Annotated in this window: 24 protein-coding genes; 6 read left to right on the plus strand and 18 right to left on the minus strand. The window is 37.5% G+C overall.

The window, feature by feature from the left end:
• Window positions 1-315 precede the first annotated feature (315 nt).
• The 5 genes from ACOCEA_RS17165 to ACOCEA_RS17185 form a co-directional block, all read right to left on the minus strand.
• Window positions 316-1650 (minus strand): YfcC family protein, encoded by a 1335-nt coding sequence (locus tag ACOCEA_RS17165; protein ID WP_420757505.1) that lies wholly within the window; start codon window positions 1648-1650, stop codon window positions 316-318.
• A gap of 61 nt (window positions 1651-1711) precedes the next feature.
• Window positions 1712-2452, minus strand: a complete 741-nt coding sequence (locus ACOCEA_RS17170; RefSeq protein ID WP_420757506.1) for a DUF6090 family protein — start codon at window positions 2450-2452, stop codon at window positions 1712-1714.
• Window positions 2453-2627: 175 nt separating this feature from the next.
• A complete protein-coding gene (locus ACOCEA_RS17175; protein WP_420757507.1) occupies window positions 2628-2984 on the minus strand; it encodes a bleomycin resistance protein in 357 nt (118 codons plus the stop codon).
• Window positions 2985-3045: 61 nt separating this feature from the next.
• On the minus strand, window positions 3046-3588 hold the full coding sequence (locus ACOCEA_RS17180; RefSeq protein ID WP_420757508.1) for a DinB family protein: 543 nt from the start codon (window positions 3586-3588) through the stop codon (window positions 3046-3048).
• 23 nt (window positions 3589-3611) lie between these two features.
• Complete coding sequence (locus ACOCEA_RS17185; RefSeq protein ID WP_420757509.1) at window positions 3612-4676, minus strand: Gfo/Idh/MocA family protein; 1065 nt, start codon at window positions 4674-4676, stop codon at window positions 3612-3614.
• A gap of 477 nt (window positions 4677-5153) precedes the next feature.
• Here ACOCEA_RS17185 and ACOCEA_RS17190 point away from each other — a divergent pair, with 477 nt between their 5' ends.
• Both ACOCEA_RS17190 and ACOCEA_RS17195 read left to right on the plus strand, forming a co-directional pair.
• A complete protein-coding gene (locus tag ACOCEA_RS17190) occupies window positions 5154-6248 on the plus strand; it encodes a nickel-binding protein (RefSeq protein WP_420757510.1) in 1095 nt (364 codons plus the stop codon).
• Between the two features lie 138 nt (window positions 6249-6386).
• Window positions 6387-6761 (plus strand): group I truncated hemoglobin, encoded by a 375-nt coding sequence (locus tag ACOCEA_RS17195; protein WP_420757511.1) that lies wholly within the window; start codon window positions 6387-6389, stop codon window positions 6759-6761.
• A gap of 230 nt (window positions 6762-6991) precedes the next feature.
• Here ACOCEA_RS17195 and ACOCEA_RS17200 read toward each other — a convergent pair whose 3' ends face one another.
• The 9 genes from ACOCEA_RS17200 to ACOCEA_RS17240 form a co-directional block, all read right to left on the minus strand.
• Window positions 6992-7324, minus strand: coding sequence for an antibiotic biosynthesis monooxygenase (locus tag ACOCEA_RS17200; protein ID WP_420757512.1), 333 nt, complete (start codon window positions 7322-7324; stop codon window positions 6992-6994).
• 140 nt (window positions 7325-7464) lie between these two features.
• Window positions 7465-9738: an aminotransferase class III-fold pyridoxal phosphate-dependent enzyme gene (locus ACOCEA_RS17205; protein WP_420757513.1), complete on the minus strand. Its 2274-nt coding sequence runs from the start codon at window positions 9736-9738 to the stop codon at window positions 7465-7467.
• A 444-nt stretch (window positions 9739-10182) separates the two neighbouring features.
• The gene (locus tag ACOCEA_RS17210) at window positions 10183-11577 is read right to left on the minus strand and encodes an alpha/beta fold hydrolase (protein WP_420757514.1); all 1395 of its coding nucleotides are present in this window, start codon (window positions 11575-11577) and stop codon (window positions 10183-10185) included.
• A gap of 333 nt (window positions 11578-11910) precedes the next feature.
• Entirely contained in the window at window positions 11911-12351 is a 441-nt protein-coding gene (locus ACOCEA_RS17215) for a hypothetical protein (RefSeq protein ID WP_420757515.1), read from the minus strand.
• Between the two features lie 157 nt (window positions 12352-12508).
• Window positions 12509-12688 (minus strand): hypothetical protein, encoded by a 180-nt coding sequence (locus ACOCEA_RS17220; protein ID WP_420757516.1) that lies wholly within the window; start codon window positions 12686-12688, stop codon window positions 12509-12511.
• Between the two features lie 725 nt (window positions 12689-13413).
• Window positions 13414-14844, minus strand: coding sequence for an SLC13 family permease (locus ACOCEA_RS17225; protein ID WP_420757517.1), 1431 nt, complete (start codon window positions 14842-14844; stop codon window positions 13414-13416).
• Window positions 14845-14899: 55 nt separating this feature from the next.
• Complete coding sequence (lysS, locus tag ACOCEA_RS17230) at window positions 14900-16591, minus strand: lysine--tRNA ligase (RefSeq protein WP_420757518.1); 1692 nt, start codon at window positions 16589-16591, stop codon at window positions 14900-14902.
• A gap of 106 nt (window positions 16592-16697) precedes the next feature.
• Complete coding sequence (locus tag ACOCEA_RS17235; RefSeq protein ID WP_420757519.1) at window positions 16698-17258, minus strand: TlpA family protein disulfide reductase; 561 nt, start codon at window positions 17256-17258, stop codon at window positions 16698-16700.
• A gap of 99 nt (window positions 17259-17357) precedes the next feature.
• Complete coding sequence (locus ACOCEA_RS17240) at window positions 17358-18350, minus strand: response regulator transcription factor (RefSeq protein WP_420757520.1); 993 nt, start codon at window positions 18348-18350, stop codon at window positions 17358-17360.
• Window positions 18351-18496: 146 nt separating this feature from the next.
• Here ACOCEA_RS17240 and ACOCEA_RS17245 point away from each other — a divergent pair, with 146 nt between their 5' ends.
• Genes ACOCEA_RS17245 through lipB form a run of 3 tightly spaced genes read left to right on the plus strand, consistent with a single transcriptional unit; the run spans window position 18497 to window position 20138 of the window.
• Complete coding sequence (locus ACOCEA_RS17245) at window positions 18497-18652, plus strand: YqaE/Pmp3 family membrane protein (RefSeq protein ID WP_420757521.1); 156 nt, start codon at window positions 18497-18499, stop codon at window positions 18650-18652.
• Between the two features lie 9 nt (window positions 18653-18661).
• Entirely contained in the window at window positions 18662-19399 is a 738-nt protein-coding gene (locus tag ACOCEA_RS17250) for a hypothetical protein (RefSeq protein ID WP_420757522.1), read from the plus strand.
• A gap of 25 nt (window positions 19400-19424) precedes the next feature.
• Entirely contained in the window at window positions 19425-20138 is a 714-nt protein-coding gene (lipB, locus tag ACOCEA_RS17255) for a lipoyl(octanoyl) transferase LipB (RefSeq protein ID WP_420757523.1), read from the plus strand.
• 18 nt (window positions 20139-20156) lie between these two features.
• Here the strand turns inward: lipB and ACOCEA_RS17260 are convergent, their stop codons facing one another.
• From ACOCEA_RS17260 to ACOCEA_RS17275, 4 genes are all read right to left on the minus strand, one after another.
• Window positions 20157-20738 (minus strand): hypothetical protein, encoded by a 582-nt coding sequence (locus ACOCEA_RS17260; RefSeq protein ID WP_420757524.1) that lies wholly within the window; start codon window positions 20736-20738, stop codon window positions 20157-20159.
• Between the two features lie 111 nt (window positions 20739-20849).
• Window positions 20850-21458 (minus strand): hypothetical protein, encoded by a 609-nt coding sequence (locus ACOCEA_RS17265; protein ID WP_420757525.1) that lies wholly within the window; start codon window positions 21456-21458, stop codon window positions 20850-20852.
• Between the two features lie 115 nt (window positions 21459-21573).
• Window positions 21574-22623, minus strand: coding sequence for a Kelch repeat-containing protein (locus ACOCEA_RS17270; protein ID WP_420757526.1), 1050 nt, complete (start codon window positions 22621-22623; stop codon window positions 21574-21576).
• 159 nt (window positions 22624-22782) lie between these two features.
• Window positions 22783-23919, minus strand: a complete 1137-nt coding sequence (locus ACOCEA_RS17275; RefSeq protein ID WP_420757527.1) for a hypothetical protein — start codon at window positions 23917-23919, stop codon at window positions 22783-22785.
• Between the two features lie 237 nt (window positions 23920-24156).
• Between ACOCEA_RS17275 and ACOCEA_RS17280 the strand changes: the two genes are divergently transcribed.
• Window positions 24157-24726, plus strand: a complete 570-nt coding sequence (locus ACOCEA_RS17280; protein WP_420757528.1) for an RNA polymerase sigma factor — start codon at window positions 24157-24159, stop codon at window positions 24724-24726.
• Window position 24727: the final 1 nt, after the last annotated feature.

Raw genomic sequence — 24727 nt, forward strand, 5'->3', positions numbered from 1 at the left:
ATCCAATATGGCTAGATTAATCTCAAATTCCCGTAATAGGAAGCCAATTTATTCTTGTTCTAGCCTTCATGTTTTTTGTACTTCTTTCCAGTTATTGACCTGTAATGCAATCATAATTCCATTAGTATAAGAACAATTTCATCAATGGCAAAAATTAAATATTTACTGAACTAGTTTTCAGTTAGTAGTTTTTGATGAATTTTTCTAAAGAAGTTTATCAATGGTCAATACTGGTTAATTATTTCTAAGGTACTAAATACATGAACCATTAAATTTTTGCTAACAGTTTTAAAGGTCAAACATCCAGGTATTTACCTATTGATAATCGATAGCTATGGCCACAACAATACTGATAGCTCCCACGAGCAATATCAACAATGTTGGTTTTAAGGCAAAACGCAACCATTTATTATAAGAAATTCCACTAACCGCCAACACGGCCATAAGTGCACCGTTTGTTGGCACAAACATGTCTGCCATAATAGCGCCATATTGGTAGGCCAGTACACAAGTTTGTCGTGAAAGTCCTATTAAATCTGAAAGGGGCACTAAAATTGGCATGGTCAACACTGCTTGGCCCGAATAGCTAGGAATGGGAAAGTGTAAAATGGTATGGGAAACCATCATTAATACGGCCGATATGGATGCAGATACATATTGCAATGGTCCAAATAGACCATATACTATAGAATCAATAATCATCCCATCTTTTAAAAGTAATGAAATACTGTTGGCTAGTCCTATAATTACGGAGGCAAATATCATCTCTTTAAACCCAGATATGTAGGCTTCTCCGGTTTGGTTTACACCAAGTTTTCCTATAAGACCAGAAAAAATACCCAAAGTAAAAAAACAGGCAGACATTTCCATAAATCCCCAATCAAGTTCTAGCAATCCATAAATGACGATACCAAAGGTGAGACACAATAAGGAAAGGATTATTTTAGACCTTAAGTCCATTGTCTCGCCAGTTGTAGACATTTCAATTTTATCCACTCGATTTTTATTGGCGTATCGTATAAGATACCATACCCACAACAGATAGGCAATGACTAAAACAATCAAGCGAAATTCACTTCCCGAAAGTAACGCTACACCAGCTTCTTGCTGGGCAATTACAACCCCAAACGGATTTGAGGGACTAAAGGCACTGCCCAAAACCGTGGAGCCATAACTCATGTAAACTATGGTATAGGTATTATAACCTAAACTTTTACCAAAAAGAAGAAGTACCGGAATCATGGCTATTACCTCCTCTTGCATTCCAATGGTAACTCCTGCAGCTGTAAAAATGAAGGATACAATAACCAACGCAAGCACCTCTTTCCCTTTTAAAAGCTCTACAAGTTTACTCAAGCCTTGGGACAGTGCTCCTGTTTTTTCTATGACATAGAAGCAACCACCCAACAAAAGAATTAAGACAATTACGTCTGCCCTTCCTTCAATACCTTTAGGAATGGCCAATATAAGGTCAAAAGCAGAAAGATGATCCTGTTCAATTTGTTGATAGGAATTACTTACCACTTCTGTAATTCCGGATTGCTCATCAGTTATTCTTTCATATGTCCCTTGCGGAATAACATAGGTAAGAATCCAAGAAAAGAGGATTACCCCTATAATGATTACAAAGGCGTTTGGAAATTTAGTCATGTTTTAAAGTATTTGGTTAACTGGTTTAGCGGCATAGTTGTAGATATCTTGAGTAAGATTTTTAATTATAAGTCTCTAAGTGTTCAATTAGTTTGGTGGTTTCTTTATGGATATTCTGTAGCGAAGGTATCAAGCCATGGTAATCACTATATTTAACACCAATAAGGCCATTAAATTCTGCCCCAAGGCTGGTAAATGAGGCTTTTGACCAAATACTATCTGCTAATTTCGAATTAGAATCGATGTGGCCATAATCATTGAAGGTATACTTTCTGGAATATAAAATGGTATTGTCTAAATAAATACCTACGTCGTTCGTGAAAACTTGCAAATATCTATCTTGAAGTGCATTTAGGAGCAATAATTGTTGTTGGACTGTTTTTGGCAATAAATTAATATTTCCGGTTGACAATAGGCTGATAGCGGTATTTTTGTTAAAGGAGATGCCGAGGTGTATAAAAGGATTAAATTCAAAGCGGGCAATATGGATAAGTGTATCGAGAGTAATATTCTTATCGGAAATTTTCTTTCTTAACCTCCCTAAATCCGTACTATCTTTAATGGAATTCTTTATAACAGTCTCTAGGGTTTGTATGTCCTTGGCTAAATCAAATTTTAAGGCATTTATTGATTGCTTGGCTATTCTGTCTTCTTTTTTATTTTCATTCCAATTATTTATTTGAAGCGCAATTAAAATACCAATAACCACCAATATAATTTCACCTAAGGCGTAGAGTAAGTATTTTGAAAATTTATTTTCAGCGAGTAATCTTTGGCGAACTTTTCTAAAGAAGTTTATCATTGGTCAAAACTGGTTACTTAAATGTAAGTGATACAAGGGCCTTGAGCAAGTTTTGAGAAGCTTTTGTATTAGAAATCTACCTATAGAAGGTTTATTTAGGTTTGGTAATAATAAACGAGTATCAATTAAGCATACCGCTAATTTCCTTAAAATAGTAAGCGAAGTAATTATTTTCTTAAATGCTTTGTCCAAATGTCAACAGGTTATTATCTGGGTCCAGAACAGAAAATTCCTTTTGACCCCACGGTTTAGTTTCCAATGGCCCATTTGGATGAATATTTGTGTTATTTTCTAATGCTGATTGATAAAAATCATCAATGTTATCAGTTCTAATATACACTTGTCCATAGTTGTTTTTAGGGTCAATTGCTTTGAATTCAAAGAAGTGAATTTGAATTTGGTCCTTTTCCATCATCAAATAGCCATCAAAGTCGGCACTTCCAAATTCTTTAAATCCAAGTTTAGATATATAAAATTCCCTGGTAACATTTTTGTCACGCATTGGTAATTTAGGGTTAACTGCAGTAAGCATAAGCAGACTATGGGTTTTTGTAGGTTCTACGTTTATAATTTTAAAATTCTATTTAGTTGCGTTATTGAAACAAGACATATCTTGGAGGAACAAGCCCGTTTAATCTCATATTAACAAGCATTTGTCCTCTATGATGCGTAACATGGTCAGCAAGCAACATGAAAATTTGACGTTTGGTCCTACGCAAGCCAAAATAGTCTAGCTCGTCATCCAATTGAGTGGTATCAAAATGAGAAATAAGCGCTGTAGTTTCATCAAATGTCTTGTTTATAGTTGTTATCATTAGGTCTTTTGATTTATTGGCGGTCTTAAATGTGGTATCCGTATTCCAATCCCTGGATTCCCGACCACCTAACAATGTCTGGCTATGCCAGTCCAAGGCAAATCCTATATGCATTAAATTTTCAGCAAAGCTCAATGATTCTGGTGTTGCTTTGAAGTCAAATTTATCCTCAGGCATCGTTTCCGCCACAAGTACTAGATACTTACGGGAGTTTTCCAATCGTTCTAAAAAGTCATTTACAAAATTATCCTGTTGGGCAGATAGGTGGGAAATAGTAGTACAACATATTATAATTGCTATGAGAAAAATCCTTTGTTTCATTGTATTCAATTTTGCTTAGATGGTCATGGATTAATATCAATTGTTGTTTTAGTTTTAGCACTTTTACGGGCAGCTTCAAGAATTTCCATAACTATCATGTTGTTCTCTAGTGTGGAGGGGTCAAAGGGATTTAAAGTGATTTCATTTTTTATTACGGCCGCAAATAGGGCAAAAGGGTCGTTCAAAGGTGCTTGTCGTTCTTCTAAATTATATGACTCTTCCTTGTAGCCGTCATAGCCCTCTGCTATTCGAACACGAAGATCGTTGCGATTATCGGCATAAATTGCTCCATGTAAGCCATAAATTTCCATGTCTTTCCGTCCAATGGGCCAGTCCCACGATGCTTGTATTATGGCATTGGAATTGTCATACGTCAAAATTATGGTGGCATCATCATCTACTTTTGGATTGTTTTCTCGTTGTTGTTGTTGGGTCACCGCAGTCACTGTATTTGGTTTTTTACCTTTTTGTAACCAGGTCATTAAATTTGCACCATAACATCCAAAATCCATAATAGCGCCTCCTCCATTCTGGATAGGATCTATGAGCCATTCTAAAAATTCACTGTTTACCCCTATTTTTTTCGGTCCCTTATGGCCATCACGAATAACAACTTTACGTAAATCCCCAACTGTTCCAGTTTTCAGTAAGTCATTAGCTTTATGATTGGTAGGATACCAAGTTGTCTCATAATTAGTAAGTAGGTGGATATTGTGGTTTTTGGCAAGCACCTCCATTTTTTTTGCATGTTCCAGGCTTACGGCCAAAGGTTTCTCTACCATAACATGAATGCCCATGGGAGCACATATTTCAACCACTTTCAAATGATCATAAATAGTACCAAAGGCAGTAACCGCTTCAGGTTGGGTTCTACTGATCATTTCTTCTATGGTGTTAAAGACAATACCCATAGAATATCCGTGTTGTTTTGAATACCGTTCTGCTAACTCTCTATTGGGTTCAACAATACCAACAATTTGAATATCTTCACGATCTTCACTGCCAAGAATCCAATGTACATGGGAATGGGTAAGGCCTACAATACCAATTTTAAGAGGTTCTTTTTGTGCCAAAATTGTAAATGACATTAAAATAATTAAGCTTAAAGTGACTAGAATTTTGGGTTTCATGATTTTGGATTATGATGTTCTTATTACCTCCAACAACTGCACTTGGAAACGAGTTTCTACAGTGCTATTTTTTAATTTTGGCAGGAGGGAATTACTTTAAATATCCAATAAAAAAATTAGATAACCAACACAGATAGATGCAATTAAAACATTGGCTTCCAATTCTTGGAAACCAAATGTTTTAAAATAAGGATTCTTGGAAACCGAGTGGATATGAAGTACATCGAAGTAGGTCAATACTAGTTGAAATTACAATAGGATTTTAAATTATTTGACTTAGGCTCGCCTCAGGTACCGCGTTTATTGTTTTAGAACTGGCCACATTTACTATGCCCTTTGTTGGGCTATTCTTGTTTCTGTTTTATTGTTTTTCCGTAGAATCGGCAAAAGTCCAATCTTATAAGCCTATATTGTATGTAGATTAAATTAATAGCGATGCCTATATATATGGATAGACACGATGTGTCTAAAGAAGTAACTGCCGAAAATGTGGCACAGCTACACCAGGAAGATCTTAAGGTTCAGGATAAGTTCAAATGCCGTGGATTAACGTATTGGTTTGACGATAAACGAAAAACTGCATTCTGCTTGGTTGAAGCTCCAAATGCGGAATCAGTACATGAAATGCACAACCACGCACACGGTGAAGTTCCCCATTCAATTATTGAGGTAGATGAACGTCTGGTAGAATCATTTCTTGGAAGAATGGAGGATCCAGAGGCCAAGCCTGGTGATGAACTGATTGTGATTGACGAACCTGCATTTCGTTTTTTGTTATCTATCCAAATACGAATTGGTGAGCTAAAAGAGAATCCAGTTGAAGGATTAACATCCACGCTTAAAGAATTTAAATATAAGCTCATCAAAGTGGTCAATGAAATGAACGGGACCGTTGTTCGCCAAGATGGTCGTAACCTATTGGTTTCTCTAAGAAATGTTCAGGATGCCATACATTGTGGTTCAGCCCTTTTTGGTATGTTAGGCAAGCGATATCCCCATTTGGGTTTAAGTATAGGTTTGGATGCAGGCCTCCCAGTAGAAGGGAACAAATCTATTTTTGAAGACACCATTAAGACTTCAAGGAGATTATGTGAAGTAGGTAGGGGGTTTTCGGTTTCACCCTTGGTACAGGATATGTATAAGGAAGAAGAATCAAGTGTTGTTGCTACTAATGCAATTGCAATGAACACCGTTGGTGCAGCTGAAATGATTTTCCTTTATAACTTCTATGGTTCTCTAGAGACTATCTTTTCCAACTCCGAATTGAGAATTGAAATGCTCTCATCCAATCTTGGATTCAGTAGGTCCCAAATGTATAGAAATAGTATAGCTATTTTAGGTTGTTCACCCAATACATATCTTAACAAATATAGATTGGAAAGGTCATTGGATATGTTGATGCATGGAAAGAACTCCGTATCCGAAACTGCTTTTTTATGTGGATTTTCCAGTTCCTCATATTATTCAAAATGTTTTCATAGAAGGTATGGGATCCCACCCAAAGAATACATCAAAGCCCTTCATATGTAAAAAGGCTATAACTCTAACTACATAGGCAATTGGTCAAATTTTACATCTTTTTGGGCTATTTGTACTTGAAGAACTTAGGGAAAGGCAATAGTTTTACAAGAGTAAACCATTAGCAACAAAATAAATAAATCCAGAGTTATGGCAGAGTCATTATTTGAAAGATTAGGAGCTGAAAAAGGCATAGTTAAAATTGTAGATGATGTGGTTGAGGCACATATGAACAATCCGGCAATTTCCGCCCGGTTTACTCCCTATTTAGAACAGCCTGAAAATTTGGCGAAGGTTAAAATGCATACGGTCAATTTTTTTATTACGGGAAGTGGAGGTCCACAGGTTTATGCCGGTAGGGATATGGAAACAACACATCGAGGAATGAATATTAGTGCCGCAGAATATATGGAGACTATGGACGATATTTTCCTAGTATTGGATAGACATGGAAAAGATGCCCAAACCAAAAAAGATGTTCTTGAAATTCTTTGGTCACTAAAAGGGATGATAATAGGTAAGTAGACGTTTATATAGAAAAACTAAGCTAGTAAGGTAGTCGTCTTCATAGCACACCTTTTATAAAAACATGCCATCGTTTAAATCCTGACCAGCATATAATTCTTATAGTTGCCATGGGTTAAAACCAAATTTAAAGTTATAGAATTAATGTGTCTTCGCTTGCTTCGACTACGCTCAGCACAGGCTGCTCACCTACCGTTTACTCATAATTTTAACGGTATGGTGGTTACCTTTTAGAGTATCAATTCTTCTTTTAATTCATAATGCTCAGCTTTCTTATCATATCTTTTTAAGACGCGCTTTGCATTTTCAGGAATATAGGCCTGTTCAAAATTATCACCTGCAAAGGACTTAACAGCGTCAAGAGATTCAAATTGAAGCGTAAGAAAAAATTCTACTTCGTCTATTTTGGTTTTTGTGGAAATACTTACCTTCTCAAGTCCAATAACGCCATTCTTTTTTACTGTAGGGAATACCTCATTAATTAGCATATCTTTATAAATATAAGCATTTTCCAATGTTGTCCAACCTTTCCAAGTTCTTATAATTTTCTTTTTGTTGTTCATATTGTTTTAATTTAACCAACGGCTTCAGATTAAGTCATGTATAAAAACCTAATTCAAGAACCATAATAATTAGGGTCAACCATCAATGATTTTTTCAACTTAGCACAACTATTACGTATAGGCTGTCTTTTTAATGACTTCTAAATTCGGTTATAATACGTTTTTAAAATAGTTTCAATTGCGGTGACCACACGTTCTGCGTTTTCTTTGCTAAAACATAAAGGTGGTTTTGTTTTAATAACATTATCAAAAGGCCCATCCGTACTAATTAAAATATGCCTGTTTCTTAATTCATTCTTAATGTGGTTTGCTAAAGCAGTATCCGGAAGTTCTGTATTTGCCTGTACAATCTCGAGCCCAATAAATAATCCTGAGCCCCGTACATCTCCAATACAAGGATATTTTTGCATAAGCTTCTTTAAAAGAGACCTATAATAATTGCCCACCAACCGGGCATTTTCCTGTAGTTTTTCCTCTTCTACGACCTTTAAAACTGCAGATGCCATAGCACACGACACTGGATTTCCACCAAACGAGCTAAAAAACTCAACGCCTTTTTCAAAGGAAGCTGCAATTTCTGCCGTACATACTACAGCGCCCATGGGATGGCCATTGGCTATGGGTTTACCCAAAATGACCATATCTGGGGTAACACCTTGTAATTCAAAACCCCAAAAGTAATCACCAAGACGTCCAAAACCAGTTTGCACTTCATCACTTATACAAACACCCCCTTTTGCCCGTATAGCCGGATATACTTCTTTCAAGTAACCCTTGGCTAATGGCACTTGACCTGCACAGCCCACTATGGGCTCACTTATAAATGTAGAGATAGGGAAAGGACTATTCTCAATTTGGGCAACCGTATCTTTTCCATAAAGTGTACCTGCTTTCGGTTGGTCCATTTTATATTTTCCTTTATAAGTATCTGGCAAAGGTGTTTTTATGATGTGGTTTTTTTGCCCTTGCCCTTTCGGGTTATTGAATTTATAATCGCTAATATCTATGGCCATCTGAGTGTTGCCATGATAACCTGCCTCCATTACCATGATGTGTTTGAACCCCGTATGACTATGGGCCATTCGCATGGCCAAATCACTGGCGGCACTTCCTGAGTTCACAAAAAAAACTTTGTTTAATTCAGGTGGAAAATAATTTAATAATTGCTCTGCATAATCTGCTAATTCATCATAAAGATATCTGGTATTGGTGTTTAGTTTTGCCAATTGTTCTTGTCCGGCCGTAACCACGGTAGGGTGGGCATGTCCAACATGTGGAATATTGTTATAGGCATCTAAAAATGTATTTCCCGATGTGTCATACATGTATTGAAATGCAGCCCTGACCATATGTATGGGTTTTTCATAACTCAGGGATAGGATGGGGCTAATATACCTATGCCTTTTGGCGATGACACGGTCAATAGCAACGGTAGGTATATCAGAAATACCAGCTGCTTTTCTAAATTCATTTTCAGCATGTAATGGATTAATCGTCAACCAATGATATAGCATTTTCCAAGCTGATTTTTCACTTACCGAAGTATACTCGTTGGAAGGCGCTACTATGCGGGAATGCGCAGAATTACATACACTTATGCAGAGCCTTGCCGCTATGAGGTAGTATAAAATATGGATTTCTTTTTCTTCTAATGGAAGAATATAATGATAGGATTTTACAATGATGACGGCCCACTCTAAAGGGTTTTCTTTGTCATAACAGGCATAGGTAATGGCAATGGCAAGTTCATTGATAAGAAAGGAATGTGCAAGGTCTCCAAAATCAATGATACCAGAAATCTTCCCATTTTGCGCCAGTATATTCCATTCATTGGCATCATTGTGTATGATTTGTTTTCTTAATTCGGGGAAGTAGGGCCTAACGACCTCTTCAAATTGGTTGAAAAAATAGGTGACAATATTTCTATCTTTTGCATTGGGTATAGCATTACTATATTTTTTGTTAAGATCTACATATTGTAGGTCCCATTCCCACTGTCTGGCTTGTATGGTATAGTTTTTAAGGCCTTTGAGTTGTACATCTAACTTAGCTAAAAATGTGCCCAAAGATTCAAATAGGGAAGTGGAATGTTTAACAGCTCCCATGAATTCCCCCTCTAAGAAGGATAACATACGGCAGACTTTCTTTTCATCCCCTGTCCCTATCAACTTTACGTAGGAATGGTCTTTAAATGGGATGGGTTTCGGAATTTTAGTGCCATACTCCTCCGCTAAGAATAATAGCGTTTCAGTTTCCGCTTTTACCACATCATAAGTAGAACCTGAATTTGGATAGGTTTTATAGATGTACGTGTCTTTTTCTGTGGATATTAGATAATTGGCATTATCGTAACCATCAAGTTTTTTACGTTTAGTTATAGAAATGCCAAATTCTTTTTCAAGAAAACTATCCATTTAGTAGCGTTTATTATTTTTTCCTATCCGAAAAACGAACCGATCCGTTATTGGATATTTTACGAAATATTTGAACGATGTATTTTTATTTGAATACATTCTCTTCATTAAAAATACTTTAAATTCTGTTGGATATCCATTAAAATAGGACCCAAACATCTTTAAATGTTGGTTGGCTTGGTGTTGTGTCTTCGCTAACTTCTTGGTGCCTGAGCGGAGTCGAAGGCACCAAGAAGTACTGGCCGCTCAGGTATCTGGAAGTACTGTACCCTCAGGCGCCTTTTAATAAAGGGCATAATATGAAAATTAAGTCTAAATATTCCCTGTTATAATTATAATTAAAAAGACCTTTCGATTATCTCCTAAAGTCCGCATTACGTTTAGGTTTTGTTAGCGTTTGTTGTTTGCGCATGAGCGAGTAATTCGTTAAAGGAGGCCATTTTTTTATTGAGATGGCTTGGCTAAGTTCCATTCAAGTGGTTGTCTTATTGTGCTACAATCTAAATCCGGTTTCTGGAATGGATTGTTAAGAAAATCTTCAGCAATTTTAAGGAAACAGGGGTTGGCCAAATCATGACTTTCATCTGGGAAATCGACCCGGTAACCATTTTTCAAATGCTTTAAAGCTTCGATGGAATTACTAATGGGAGTGACTGGGTCTAAACTGCCCGAAACCATCAACGTTGGAACATCTGAAACCACGGGTTGGTTTTCAAGGACCGAAGCCCTAAATGGATGCCAATCGGATAGAGAGTTAAACCCTTCAAAGGTTGTAATGTCAAACCTTAGTTCCGATTTTCCATGAGCATTAATTATTTCAAGACTATCGATAAAGGGCAGTTCTTCATAGGCCATGACCGAATTGTTCATAGGCCAATTGACAAGATTGTAAATCAATTCAATATATTGCAGGGCATTGTTGATGGGTTCCAATTTGCCCTTCTCCATCGCTTCAATAATTTTGGGGATATTTGCTATTGACTGGCGACTGTAAAGGGAGTGGTGTAACAATAGTAAAGCATCTCGACGGTTTAGAACAAAAAGTTGTGAATCGTACTCTAAATGCAAGGGTTCAGACTTTAACTTTTTTAGGATTTTTAATAAACGATTTTTAAGATGGGGATAGCGGCTATTACATTTCTCACTTTGTTCACAACGCCTGAGAACTTCAAAAAGAGATTTTTCAAAATCGATAACAGTTTCTCCAGATAATTGAGATTCTGGAGCAAAAACGCCTACAAAGATTGAGCTACGAACACTAAGTGGAAAATCGCGCATGATAGTAAACCCCAACCTTGAACCATAGGAAGCTCCAAACAGATTCCATTGTTCATATCCCAAGTCTTTACGTAAGTCCTCAAAATCAGCGGCATTTTCTTGGCTTGTATATCCGGCCAAATCAACACCTTTTTGATTGACCGCCTCCTTACATTGGTTAAAGATTAAGTCCAAGGCCAATAGTTCTTCTTTAGGGCCTAAGTCTTGTCTTGCAATTGCAATGATGGCTTTACCCATATCAATGCAGTTTGCTCCAGATGCGCCTGTTCCACGTTGATCCATCAGTACAATATCTCTATCGTTTCTGAGAAGATGATTTTTCCAGTACTCCTCCATGATTAAGGTTGAAGCTCCTGGGCCGCCTTGTAAATATAAAATAGGCGCCTTTAACGAATCGGCTTTTTTTGCCTTAAGAACTTTATATACCAATTTAAGAGTTCGAGAATCGGAATCTAGTCGGTTTTCTGGGACTTCTAGAATGCCATCTATGACTTCATTCTGGGGAGTTGTATTACAAGCGTGCAATAGAACTACAAAAATTAAAACTGTCCATGAGCGCATACATATATATATATATTAAAGTGACTATTAGATTTCGTCAAAACTCGATATATTAGATATTGAAATTTACCAAATTGCTTTTTTACAATAAACGCTACAATTGTATAAAGACCAAATGGTCTTTATACCTGTTAACTATATACTGATATTTATGAGGGAATTCTCTAAATATCCTACAAATAAATTAGCCAAACAACTTATAGTAGTATGAATGCTATATAATTTGTAAGATACATCTTAAAATATTCTGCCGAGGTTGGGATTGCTACCAATAAAAAAGCCCTGCAAACTGCAAGGCCTTTTCATCAACAATCACTAACAATCAAAAATCAACTATTCTCTACGAGACTTACGTTCTTTCATCTTTCCTTTGCCATGCTTGCCCCTATGATGCTGCATTTTTTCCCATTTGGCATATTGTTCATCGTTCAAGATCTTTTTCATTTCTGCCTTATGGGCAATCTGTGCATCTAAACGCTCATTCTGCATGGCAAATTTTTCATCTGCAGTTGGTTGTTCGCCATTTTCCTTTTTCGCTTTAAATTCTTCCATCTTCGCTTTGCGCTTTTCTGCTTGGCTAGCCAATAAAGATTTCATTTTCGTCTGTTGGGCCTCGGTTAGATCTAAAGCCAAGGTCATTTTTTTAGTGTGCAAGGTGGCTACCTGTTCAGGGGTCATATCTTGCATTCTTTTATGGTCTTTTCCTTCTGGTCTTTGTGCCATTGCCAAACCACATGCAAGTACCAAAGCAGCCATTATCATTATTTTTTTCATCGTTTTATTTTTAAGGTTTACACATCTTTGACATGGACTTTACTTTTTGGTTTAATTTAAAATTTGGTTTTAATAGAATTTTAACGAAGGGTATCTTAAATTTTGGGCAAAAAAAAACGCGGCACAAGGCCGCGTTATGTATACAGCGTGGGTAAGATCATTGGGTTCTGTCTTGTGCTATATCTTGAGTAAATGGGCGGATGGTTATGTCTGCTTCCGCCAGTTCCTTATTTGTAGAGAGCGCATTGGTTTCTGGCGCTTCCATTTGTCCGTTGTAAACTATCGCCGCGATCATAAAAGCGCCGAGGTATAAAAGACTTTTTAATTTTTTGTTCATGATGTGGGGGTTTTTTTATTTGACTCTAAACTAAAACTTATAGGCATGCCATATGGGTCGTTGTTGTAAAATGGTCATTTATTGATGGCAAATGACCTTTTTCTGTGGTAAAGTCAAAACTTTCATCGGATTTTTTGGTTTTTGGTCGACGTTCGCCTATAAAACAGTTTTAAAACTGTGGTGAACTTTTTTGGTAATTGGTGTTTTTTACCATGGATTTTTCCGTTGTAAAGGATGATTTTGAAACCATGTATGGTTTATCAGTTTTATGGTAGATAATAGACATGATTATAAAAACAACCAAAAAAAGTAGACTTTTAATATTCCTGTTCATGGGACGCAATGTTAATGATAGTCCAAAAATAGCCCAGGAAAATGACTCTTATATGCTAGGAGAGGTGAGGAAAAATAGACTATCGGTCAACGGGGGATATCCAAAGACCGACGGTTATTACGCAATAATCGCGATTAAAATCTTGCGAGGCTTGCCTCGAAATTTAAGATCAACATCTTGTACATGTTCTATACACGTACTTTCAGACGCTCTCTAAATTAGTATTATTAATGTTTGCCTTTTAAGGTGTTCAACATTGCTTATACAAAAAAATGATAATGGTGTAACATTTCACTTTTTCTTGCGTCTATTACATGGGGAACGACATTTTTTAGTTTCTGAATTAGTTAAGTATAAAGCCCTTGTTCTCGCAAGGGCTTTATCTTTTTATCTAAAATAGGAGGGGTAGCACAAATTGAAAAAGCACTATTAACAATAGTACAGCAATTAGGTTTAGGAAAATACCGGCTTTCGCCATTTCGTGAACTTTAATATAACCACTTGCAAACACAATGGCATTTGGCGGCGTGGCCATAGGAAGCATAAAGGCACAACTACTGGCCATGGTAATAGGGATTAGCAAATACACAATGGGAAGTTCTAAACCTATGGCAATTCCGGCTACTACGGGAGCCAAGACTGCTACCAAGGCTACGTTACTCATGAGTTCCGTCATGAACAGCATTAGAAAAATCAATAGGGTTGCGGTGAAAAGAACACTGATGTCACTTGCAGCAATAGCGGCGGCAACCAAGTCCACTATTCCGGTAACACTCATGCCTTTGGCCAATGCCAAACCACCACCAAACAAAATAAGAATGCCCCACGCCAATTTAGTAGTGTCTTTCCACTCTAAAATAAAATCTCCCTTCTTTATGTTATAGGGAATAGCGAACAAAGAAATAGCGGCGAACATACTGATCATGGTATCCGATAAGCCCAGTTCAGGTATAAGGGAATTGATTACCGTTCTAAAAATCCATAAAAAAATAGTTATTCCAAAAATAACGAGTACCATTTTTTCCTTTCCATTGGTAGGCCCAAGTTTGTGTAATTCTTGATCTATAATTGCTCTTGAGGCATTAAATTTTAAATCCCTGTTAGGGTAAAGGAATTTCACCAAAACAAGATAGCAAAAGGCAATCATGATAATTGAAAAAGGTAGCCCAATGATCATCCATTTTATAAAGGATATTTCTATAGAATATTCATTTTCCAACAAACCAATAAGGACAGAATTTGGTGGTGTGCCTATAACCGTGGCAATACCTCCGGCATTGGCACTAAAGGCAATGCCAAGCATAACACTTAAGGCAAAATTACGGTCACGCTTTGTAAATCCGTCAGCGTCATTTATCAATAACTGAATAACGGACATGGCAATGGGGAGCATTACCACCGTACTTGCCGTATTACTGATCCACATGCTCAAGGTGGCGGTAGCAATCATAAAGCCTAGGATAACCTTATTGGGTGTGGTGCCTGTACGTTTAATAATGTTTAATGCAATTCTACGGTGTAAGTTTACCTTTTCCAGTGCCAGTGCCATAACAAAACCGCCAAAGAACAGAAAAACGATGGGACTGCCATAGTTGGCACCTACATCGCCCATAGGCATAATTTTAAGTAAAGGAAATAGCAATAGGGGCAATAGTGCGGTTACGGAAATGGAAACGGCTTCGGTAATCCACCAAACAATCATCCAAATGGCTACTGCAACAACTGTATCTGCTTGCCCAGAGATGAGTGCTTGTGGTAGGTTAATAATTACCAAAAAAAAGATGGGCCCTAAAATAAGGCCCAGTTTGTTACTAAGTGCCATAAAACCGTATTCTGGTTCTAAGCTATGTTATTTTGCTTTTCTTGGCAAAAAAAATCTAGTCTGCTATAGAAACAAACAAAGTGTCTTGCTCCTTGTCTACTTTGGCCAAGTTTTGCTTAGTCAAACTTTTGATGCCTTTATCCCAAGCCTTATTACTTAATTCTGACTTTGTTTTAAGGTCTTCCAAGGTCATTTTGTTCTCTTTTTTCAAGATGTCATAAATGATTTTTTCATTATCTGAAAGTTGTACTGGTTTTTTCTCTGGACGCATTTGCGGGAAGAACAACACTTCCTGAATTGATGAGTTATTGGTCATCAACATCACCAAACGATCTATTCCAATACCAATACCTGATGTTGGGGGCATGCCGTATTCCAAGGCTCGTAAGAAGTCTTGATCTATGAACATGGCCTCATCATCGCCTTTTTCAGAAAGTTTCAGCTGGTCTTCAAAACGCTCGCGTTGATCAATTGGGTCGTTCAACTCAGAATAGGCATTTGCCAATTCCTTACCGTTCACCATTAGCTCAAAACGTTCTGTTAAGGCAGGGTTTTCACGGTGTTCTTTTGTCAACGGACTCATTTCTTTTGGGTAGTCCGTAATAAAAGTAGGCTGTATATAGTGATGCTCACATTTCTCGCCAAAAATCTCATCTATCAATTTGCCAACACCCATAGTCTCATCTACCTCAAGGCCTAATTTTTTAGCTGTTTCACGTAGTTCCACTTCACCCATTCCAGCAACATCAACCCCTGTATGAATCTTTATAGCTTCTAAAATAGGAACCCTAGCATATGGTGCCTTGAACTCAATTTCATTTTTACCTACCGTAATTTTTGTAGTCCCATTGGCATCTATGGCAATTTTTTCAAGCAGTTGCTCGGTGGTATCCATCATCCAATTATAGTCCTTGTAGGCTACGTAAAGTTCCATTACGGTAAACTCAGGATTATGGGTTCTGTCCATTCCCTCGTTACGAAAATCTTTAGAAAATTCATATACACCATCAAAACCGCCAACTATCAATCTTTTTAAATACAGCTCGTTGGCAATACGTAAATACAATGGAATATTAAGTGCGTTGTGATGTGTTAAAAATGGACGTGCCGCAGCACCACCTGGAATAGGCTGTAAAATGGGTGTTTCTACCTCCAAATACCCACGCTCATTATAAAATTCACGGATACTGTTGGTTATTTTGGTTCGCTTTACAAAAGTCTCCTTTACTTTTGGGTTTACTACCAAGTCTACATATCGTTGACGGTATCTAAGCTCCGGGTCGTTAAATTCGTCATGGGTATTGCCTTCGGCATCTTGTTTTGGTAAGGGTAATGGTCTCAATGCCTTACTGAGCATTTTAAAGTTTTTCACCATCACTGTTTTTTCACCTACCTGGGTGGTAAACAGTTCGCCCTCAACGCCTATGATATCGCCAATATCCAACAACTTTTTATAAACATCGTTGTACAGGGTTTTATCCTCTCCTGTACAAATTTCATCCCTGTTAAAATATACCTGTATACGACCTTCACTATCCTGTAACTCTGCAAAAGACGCCTTTCCTTGTATTCTTCGCGACATTAACCTACCGGCAATGGTTACCTTTTTGCCCTCTTCATAATCTTGCTTGATACTTTTTGATGTAGCATCTACGGGGTATAACGCGGCTGGATAGGGATCAATACCTATCTCTCTCAATTTTGCTAATTTCTCTCTTCGAATAAGCTCCTGTTCGGATAACTGCATGGTATACTATTTAAAGCCGCAAATATAGTTACAATGCATTAATCATACTATATACAAGGTGTAAAAGGTGCTTAGTTCATATTCTTAATATGAGTACTACATAACTTTAGTCAAAATGATATGATTTTGCCTTTTTGGATTGATACCCTTCATTGGAAAGAATTTGAAGCATATCAGATTCCAAGGAATTGTTGGGCGATTCAATAATTCGGTTAATTTCCCTGCCATTTTTGTAATAAATGATTGTTGGTACCCGTAGAATATTGAGTCCCCATTCTTCCCCATTCGGACTTTTTTTATACTTGCCATCTCTACGGTCCAATGCTACAATTTTTAAATTCTCCATGGGAAAATCCAAGGCTTTTAATAGCTTTATAAATCGAGGTACTTCCCGTTGGCTATCGCCACACCAAGTCCCTAAAAAGAGTAGAATTTTATAGTTGTTTAGTCTGGGTTTTATTTGGGTTAGAAGGTTTTTATCTACAGTATAACTATCATAATTGGTCTTGAACCAAGTGGCGTAAGGTTGCTCCATTAACTTTCCTTGGGAAATGGGCCCCACTAGCATTTTTTGATTGTTTTCAAGTGTGATTTCCTGATTCATTTCTTGACCTTGAAGGGTTAAACTAACCCAAATGCCTAGTAAAAGCAGCAAAATAGTTTTCATATGTTTTTGTTTTAATTGAAAAACTAAATTCTGCTGAAAAAGTGGTCAAAGTAAGTATAAGAGGTTTGATTTAAGAACTAGACCCCGGTGGAAATTGGTTTATTGTTTTTTAAACTCGTCCCTTGAAGTTATTTCCAATTTCTTGTAGATGTTGTTAATATGGGTCTTTACGGTACTTAGGCTGATGAAGAATTGCGAAGCAATTTCCTTATTGGATTTTCCATTGTTGATGGCTTCAAAAACTCTGAACTCTTGGGGTGTCAATTCCTTTTTTGCCTTTTTTAAAATATTTCTTGTTCTCTTTTTAAAGATACCATAGCAAAATTGAGCAAGGAATACCGCAATTCCCCCATATAGGAAATAGTGCCATGGGTAACTACTTGTTTCTTGCCTGTTAGCAATAACCGCGTCTGCCAATAATTCTTCTTGGTACTGTGCGGTGAAGGGCGTGTTTGGATATACATTGGTTAACCTTTCCAATAGCTCCGAGTAATACGAACTGGCAACTAGGTCCTTTTGGTAAAATGAATGTGTTTCGTTGGTCCGGTCCGAAAGAAAATCGTAAATGTAGAGTTCAACCAGTGGTTCATTGGTGCTTCTACCGTACTGTTGTAAAATACGAAACCACTTTCTAAAATTCACCTCCTGTTTGGCCTTACTGTCGGAAATGGAGAAATCTAGGATCATTTCCTCTTTTAGTGCATCAATCTCTAATAAATAGCTGCTTTTGTCATTAGTAGATATAACATTACATAAAGCCTGGTTGTTTTGTAGTAAGGGTAGTTCTAGGGTGTCTTTGTTATTGGCGATAAATAAAATACTTTGACTGTAATAGCACTCCCTTAAAAAGTGATTGGCCAATTTTTCATTAATATGGCATTCATCCGTATGTATTCTATATATTCTGTTTCCCGATAATAGATGACTTCCTTTGAACGTAAAAAAGCCTTCTTGGGTAACCAGTGTTTTTTGAATGATCTGGTCTGTGTAGATGCGTGATGATTTACGATAATTTTCAACCAATGACAAATAAACGGTCTCACCTTCTTTTTCAGGTGATAATTGTCCGCTAAAATTATATTGCGCAGGCATGGATATACTTGCACATAGAAAAATCAGGAGTAAAAAGGGATTTATACTATTACACATACCGTAACTGTAATATTTTATGCTAATTTACGACCTATAAAGCACATCAATTAGCCGAAAGGCAGTATCAATCAAAAAATCATAAATCAATGAGTATTCTAAGAGTTATATTGGCTATTATCTTCCCGCCACTTTCTGTAATTGGGAAAGGTTGTGGTTCTTTTTTAATTGTTCTACTTTTAACTTTTTGTGGCTGGGTTCCTGGAGTCATTGCCGCACTGGTCATTTTGAACAACCCTAATTAGAACTTTTTAATGAAAAATACCAAAGTATTGCTGGCGATAGTAATCGCCATACTGTTTGTTGCCTGTAATTTTACCGAAGAAATTTATTTTAAAACAGATGGTTCAGGAAAGTTGAACATTGGCTTTGATGGTAGTGAAATGATGCAGATGATACCCGAGACCGATAGTATTGTATCTGAAGGAGTAATAGATTCAACTTTGGTATTCAAGGATTTTTTAAGGGAAAAAAAGGATAGTATTGCAAAACTGCCGTTGGAGGAGCAGGCAAATCTTGAAAAATTAGAACCATTTAGCTTGCATATGCAGGTTGATGCCACTAACGGAATCATGAATTTTGAAATGTTTACCAATTTTATGGAGGTTTCAGAAGTAAATGACGCTTTTAACACATTTCAAAATGCAAGTACAATGGGGCCAGCAGCAAGTGGCAAGCCAATGGCAAAAAATGGGGGTAATGAAGCCACCCAAGTAGATTATACTTTTACGGGAAATACGTTTAGTCGTAAGACCGTTATTAAGGACCAAAAATTGTTTCAGAAAAGTATTGACAGTCTGCAGAGCGCGGAAATGTTTCTTTCTGGTTCTACCTACACTTTTAGATATCATTTTCCTAAAAAGGTGAAATTTACCAATGTAGATGAGGCTACGTTTTCCATGGACGGGAAAACAATGATTTATGAAGTGAATTTCTTGGAGATGATGAAAGATCCGGAGTCTATTCACATTGAAGTGGAATTAGAACAATAGCAAGCCCTTTTTGTATCTTTGTGCTATGAATAAAATAGTGCAACTACAAGATTTAGGGCATAAGGATTATAAAGAAACTTGGGACTACCAAGAACAGTTATTCAAAGAAACCCTTGATTTAAAAATACGGAATAGGAGAGAGGAACTGGCCTTGGAAACCCCAAACCATTTTTTGTTTGTTGAGCATCCGCATGTATACACACTTGGAAAAAGTGGCGATATCTCTAATTTATTGGTAGATGAAAAAGCTCTGGAAGAAAAAGGTGCCCAATTTTATAAGATCAATAGAGGCGGTGATATCACTTATCATGGTCCAGGTCAAATTGTAGGTTATCCAATTATTGATTTGGATAATTTTTTTACCGATATTCATAAATACCTTCGCTTATTGGAGGAAATGGTCATACTGACTTTGGCGGACTACGGATTAAAAGCAGAACGGTCAAAAGGAGAAACAGGGGTTTGGCTGGATGTAGGCACCCCTTTTGCTCGTAAGATTTGCGCCATGGGCGTAAGGGCCAGTAGATGGGTGACCATGCACGGTTTTGCCTTGAACGTAAATGCCGATCTTGGTTATTTTGACTTGATGATACCTTGTGGGATCAAAGGTAAGGCGGTAACCTCGCTAAATGTAGAATTAGGATGGACAGAAGTGGATATAGCTGAGGTAAAGCAAAAACTTTTAAAGCATTTTGGGGTCCTGTTCGAAGCGGAAATAAAGCAAAAAACCGAGGCATGAGCCCCGGTTTTATTTTTATTAATACTCTAAACCAAAATAATCCATTACGGCGTAGTAGTCGTTAATATCTACGCCTGCTGATTTTAATGATTCACGAATACTTTCTTTTCCACTTTTTCCTGTAGTTGTATTGGTCGATGCGGCTATAACAATTTTAAGTTTGCCCAATTCTACGCTCGTTACATCCATGAATGTCTGCGTACCAACTTGGTAAAAATGAACCCAATATTTTCCTACTGCAATGTCTGAAGCAACATCATAAAATCCGCCAGTACCATTCGGCCAGACACTTGCAGGTACAGGGTAATACGTTCCACTTCCGGCACCATTCTGTAGATAACCGATAATAAGATCATTATCGATTACATCTTGAGTAAGTTCAGGTAAATCTACGGGAATTGAACTACCTGATTCGGAAGAAAGGTCGTAAACATAGGTATTGACGTTGGCGTTGCCGTCTTCGCCGTTTACGCCTGCGGGCCCTGCTGTGCCGTTTATCCCGTCTACACCATCCATGCCATCTTTCCCATCACAGGAAATGATAAAAACGGTAAGTAAAAACATTAAGAGGTGCTTTGAAAATTTAATCGCATTTTTCATGGTTATTGTTTTTAAGATTATAATAATTTAATGGTGGGGAGCTTTTAATGTTATCATTTGGCCGTAAAAAAAGCATTAGCCTTGGTTTTTTGCGCCAGTAGCCATTCAATTCTAATACTCCAAGTAGAAGTAATCCATCACTTGAAAATAATTGCTTACATCAACGCCTTGATCCTTAAGTTCTTGGCTTATGGAATTGGTTGTGGATTTGCCGGAAGTACTTGACGTTTCCTCAATGAATACTAGTTTTAAGGTGTCTAAATCACCGCTGGCTAAAGCAAAAGGAGTTCCATTTCTGTGAAATTCGAGTCCAAATAAATATTGGCCTCCACTGCCGGACATATAAGTAGAAATATCTATAATTCTTAGGTTACCGGTCAGTATTCTTTGGTTTGGCAATTGATACCAGTCGTTTCCCGCTTTTATATAGACAAGAACAACGTTGTTCTCGACCTGATCTACGGTCAATGGATAGGAGAGAAGATCATAGAAGGTACCACTGACGGCACTCACATCAAAGGTCATCGAGGTCACATTGGCATTCCCGTCGACGCCATCTTCACCATTAGTGCCATCTGTTCCGTCTACGCCATTGGCGCCGTTCAATCCTGTTGGTCCGATAGGACCAATATCGCCCTGAGCACCTTCTTTGGTACATGATGTAAATAGTATCATAAGCAATAGTAATCCACTCCTGAAAATTGTCACCGCTGTTTTCATAATTTTTTGTTTTTTAAGTTTATACCTTCTTTATGGATGCCCCTTAAAGAGGTTAACATCCAAACAAAAAAAACCAAGTGTGACACTCAGTTTTTATACTTATTTAATATTCGGATTAGTCTACGCTATAGATGTTATTGGTCAGAATACTTGCCATGGACCCATCGGGACGATATCCGCCGAATATCCAGAGTTTGTCTTTGTAAACTAGGCTTTCATAACTGTGTAAGCCTTTGTAGAAAGGCGGTTTTTCGTCATACTTTGACCAATACTTCATATTTGTGGAATACCAAATATCCCCATAAAAAGTGCGCGAACCCGAAGCATCCCAACTTTCTCCTCCCATAACCCAGACCTTTCCATCAAATACAGTTGCCGTATGGTTGATTCGAGCGTCAAATATAGCGTCGGCCGGTCTCTTTTGATACCAATAGCTTCCGTCGGGGCTTGCCCATACTTCATTGGTTAAATCACCTCCGCGGAGCCAACCGCCAAAAACATAGATAAATCCGTTGAATACTATTGTTTTATAGTGACTTCGTACAGGGAAGGCATTGTCTGTTTCCAAGCGCCAATTGTTTCCATCCAAAGAAGACCAAACTTCCTCATTCACGCGGCCATTTCCTAGAAAGACATATATTCTTTCATTGAATACTACGGAACTGTTTTGGCCAATGTCCAATAAGGGATTCAAAGAGTTTACGCGCTTCCAATGAATACCATCTTTCGTATTCCAGATATCGCTCAATACCTCCCCGTCATTGTTGACGCCGCCGATCAGCCACATTTTATCTTTGAAGACGATTAAGGAATGATTCCTACGTTCATCGAAGAGGTTAGAAGTAATGAGTTTCCAGTCAATACCATTTGGACTTCTCCTGACCTCTGAATTCAATGTCCATGGTGGTGTATTGCCATTATCTCCACCTACTAGCCACAGATAGCCATTGAATAAGGTCATGGAATGCCCTGCAAATCCGCCCATAGTACTTTTTGAGCTTTCAAGAGTGAAATCCAATGTGAGACTCGGGTACAGCGAAGCGCTTCCGGCTACTACCTTATTTTCTGGTAGGGTATTGGTCGGTTCAACAAATAGTTCTTCTTTTTGACAAGACCATATCACAAATGTCAAAAGGGTCAATGTAAATAGTTTTGATAGTTTCATGGGTAGTGGATTTTAACTGTTTTTCTTTTATACTTAATGTTGGTTCCAAATGAAGGTTAACATTATCATTCATTATTTTAAATATGAGTAATACATTGTAATGAATTCAACAAAGCACAAATCCCTTGCTTTGAAATTTGCAAGGGATTTGGCTTTATATTATAATGGCAAGTCTACTTTTAGAAGTTTATGGGTATTTTCTTCCCATGATCTTGCACTTAACCAAAAATTAACGCCATCAAAGGTAACTCCATCAATGGAATGACCTTTGACTTCATAGGTTTCCAAAGCTTTAAATTCTGGTGTAGTCTGGCATTTGTGTATATAATTTCGTTCGGAGATATAGAGGTAGCCATTTCTATAATCAAGTCCGCCAGGCACTATATCAAGAGGAATGGTTTCTAAAATTTCACCGGGAGACAAGGATCCATTTGATTTATAATGGTATAATGCATTCATACTTGAGCTGGAAGCCCAGAGTAACCCGGGTTCGATTGAGGCAATACCCCGAATCCAACTTCCAAGATTTTCCGAAGTATAGTACAAACTGTTAGAGGAATAGACATAGGAGAAAAAATTGGAACTACCATTACTACTCTGGAACAACTGTCTTGTTGGAGCGTCCGATTTTTCGATTTCGACGGCATAGGCAGAACGGGAGGTAGCTATATTATCGACAATTGTAAAATCAACGGGATTGATCTTTAAAATACTACCTTCATTTTCATCGAACCCCAAAAGATACTCGCCATCAAAGGCTATATCTACCTCCCTGTCCCATGGTACTTCCCCCTCATCCAGAATGGTTAGGGATTTGACCCATTCAGAAGGGTTTGGACCATTTTCAACTTTTTGCAGCACTGTAGGTTCGGCTTCTCCCGGAGGAATTATGGTCAATATGTCATTATCCAATATATAATTGTTAATGGAGACTCCGTAAGATTCGTCTCGCATGGTAATCTGGTCGGTTGTAATCGTAATATTGGTGGTATATGCTCTTTTAAAGCCCATTTTATCCTCGGAGAGAATATTTATGGTATTGTCTTCATTTAGATACAGTAATTTAGATGCATCAACACCTAATTGTCCCGCTATGACTTCCCATTGTCCAAATATTGCGATTTCTTCAACCTGGGTAGTATCCCCGGGATCTCCTTTTGGTCCTTGTTCTCCCATTGGCCCTTGTGGCCCTATAAGTCCATCGATCCCATCTGCCCCATCTTTGGCGCATGAGATCGCTAATACCATTGCCAATACTACGACTATGTTCATTGATTTGTAAAAGACATTTTTCATACTATTTTGATTTAAAGGTTTATTCCTTTATGGCGCCAATTGGGAATGGTTAACACGAGATGTAATTTTGATAGTTGAAAAAAGCCAGAATCATATATTCTTTAAAAAAATAGTGTAATACGAATACTACAGATACCTGGGACTACCACAATTGTATTAAAAGAAGTGGGCATAAGGGTATAAAAATGTTAAATTAGCTAAGTGAGTAGTTAACCTTTTTCAACCTGACCTATTAAAGTGCAAGAAGAGCAAATACAAATAACGCTAGAAGAACTCAAGAAAGGTTCCGATAAGGTATTGCGGAAGGTGTATGAGGAGAATCGGGATAAGTTTTTGAACTTTGCACGCAGATACAATTTGTCTGATGAAGAAAATATTGATGTCTATCAAGATGCGTATATTATTTTCTATGACAACATTATGACCGGAAAGATCGAAAGCTTTACTAGCAGCATTTCTACCTATCTTTTTAGTATTGGCAAATACTTGATTTTTGACAGGATGAAGAAAAACAAGAAAAAAATAAGTTCTGAATACAATCTATCTTTGGTAGGCAAAGAAGATGAACTTATTACGGGCATTGCGCTGAATGAACCGGAAATGAGCCATGAGCAAAAGTTGTTGCAAAAGTTTTTTGGAACGCTTGGGAAACAATGTCAGGAACTATTGACTCTTTTTTACTATCGCGGATTTACCATTCAAGAGATTATGGAGGCTGAAAATTATAATAGCGAGAATGTGGTTAAAAGTGCCAAGTCGCGCTGTATGAAAACGCTTAAGGAACGTATCCAAGCACAAACCGATTGAT

Source organism: Maribacter luteocoastalis (assembly GCF_048890225.1).
Taxonomy (GTDB): domain Bacteria; phylum Bacteroidota; class Bacteroidia; order Flavobacteriales; family Flavobacteriaceae; genus Maribacter; species Maribacter luteocoastalis.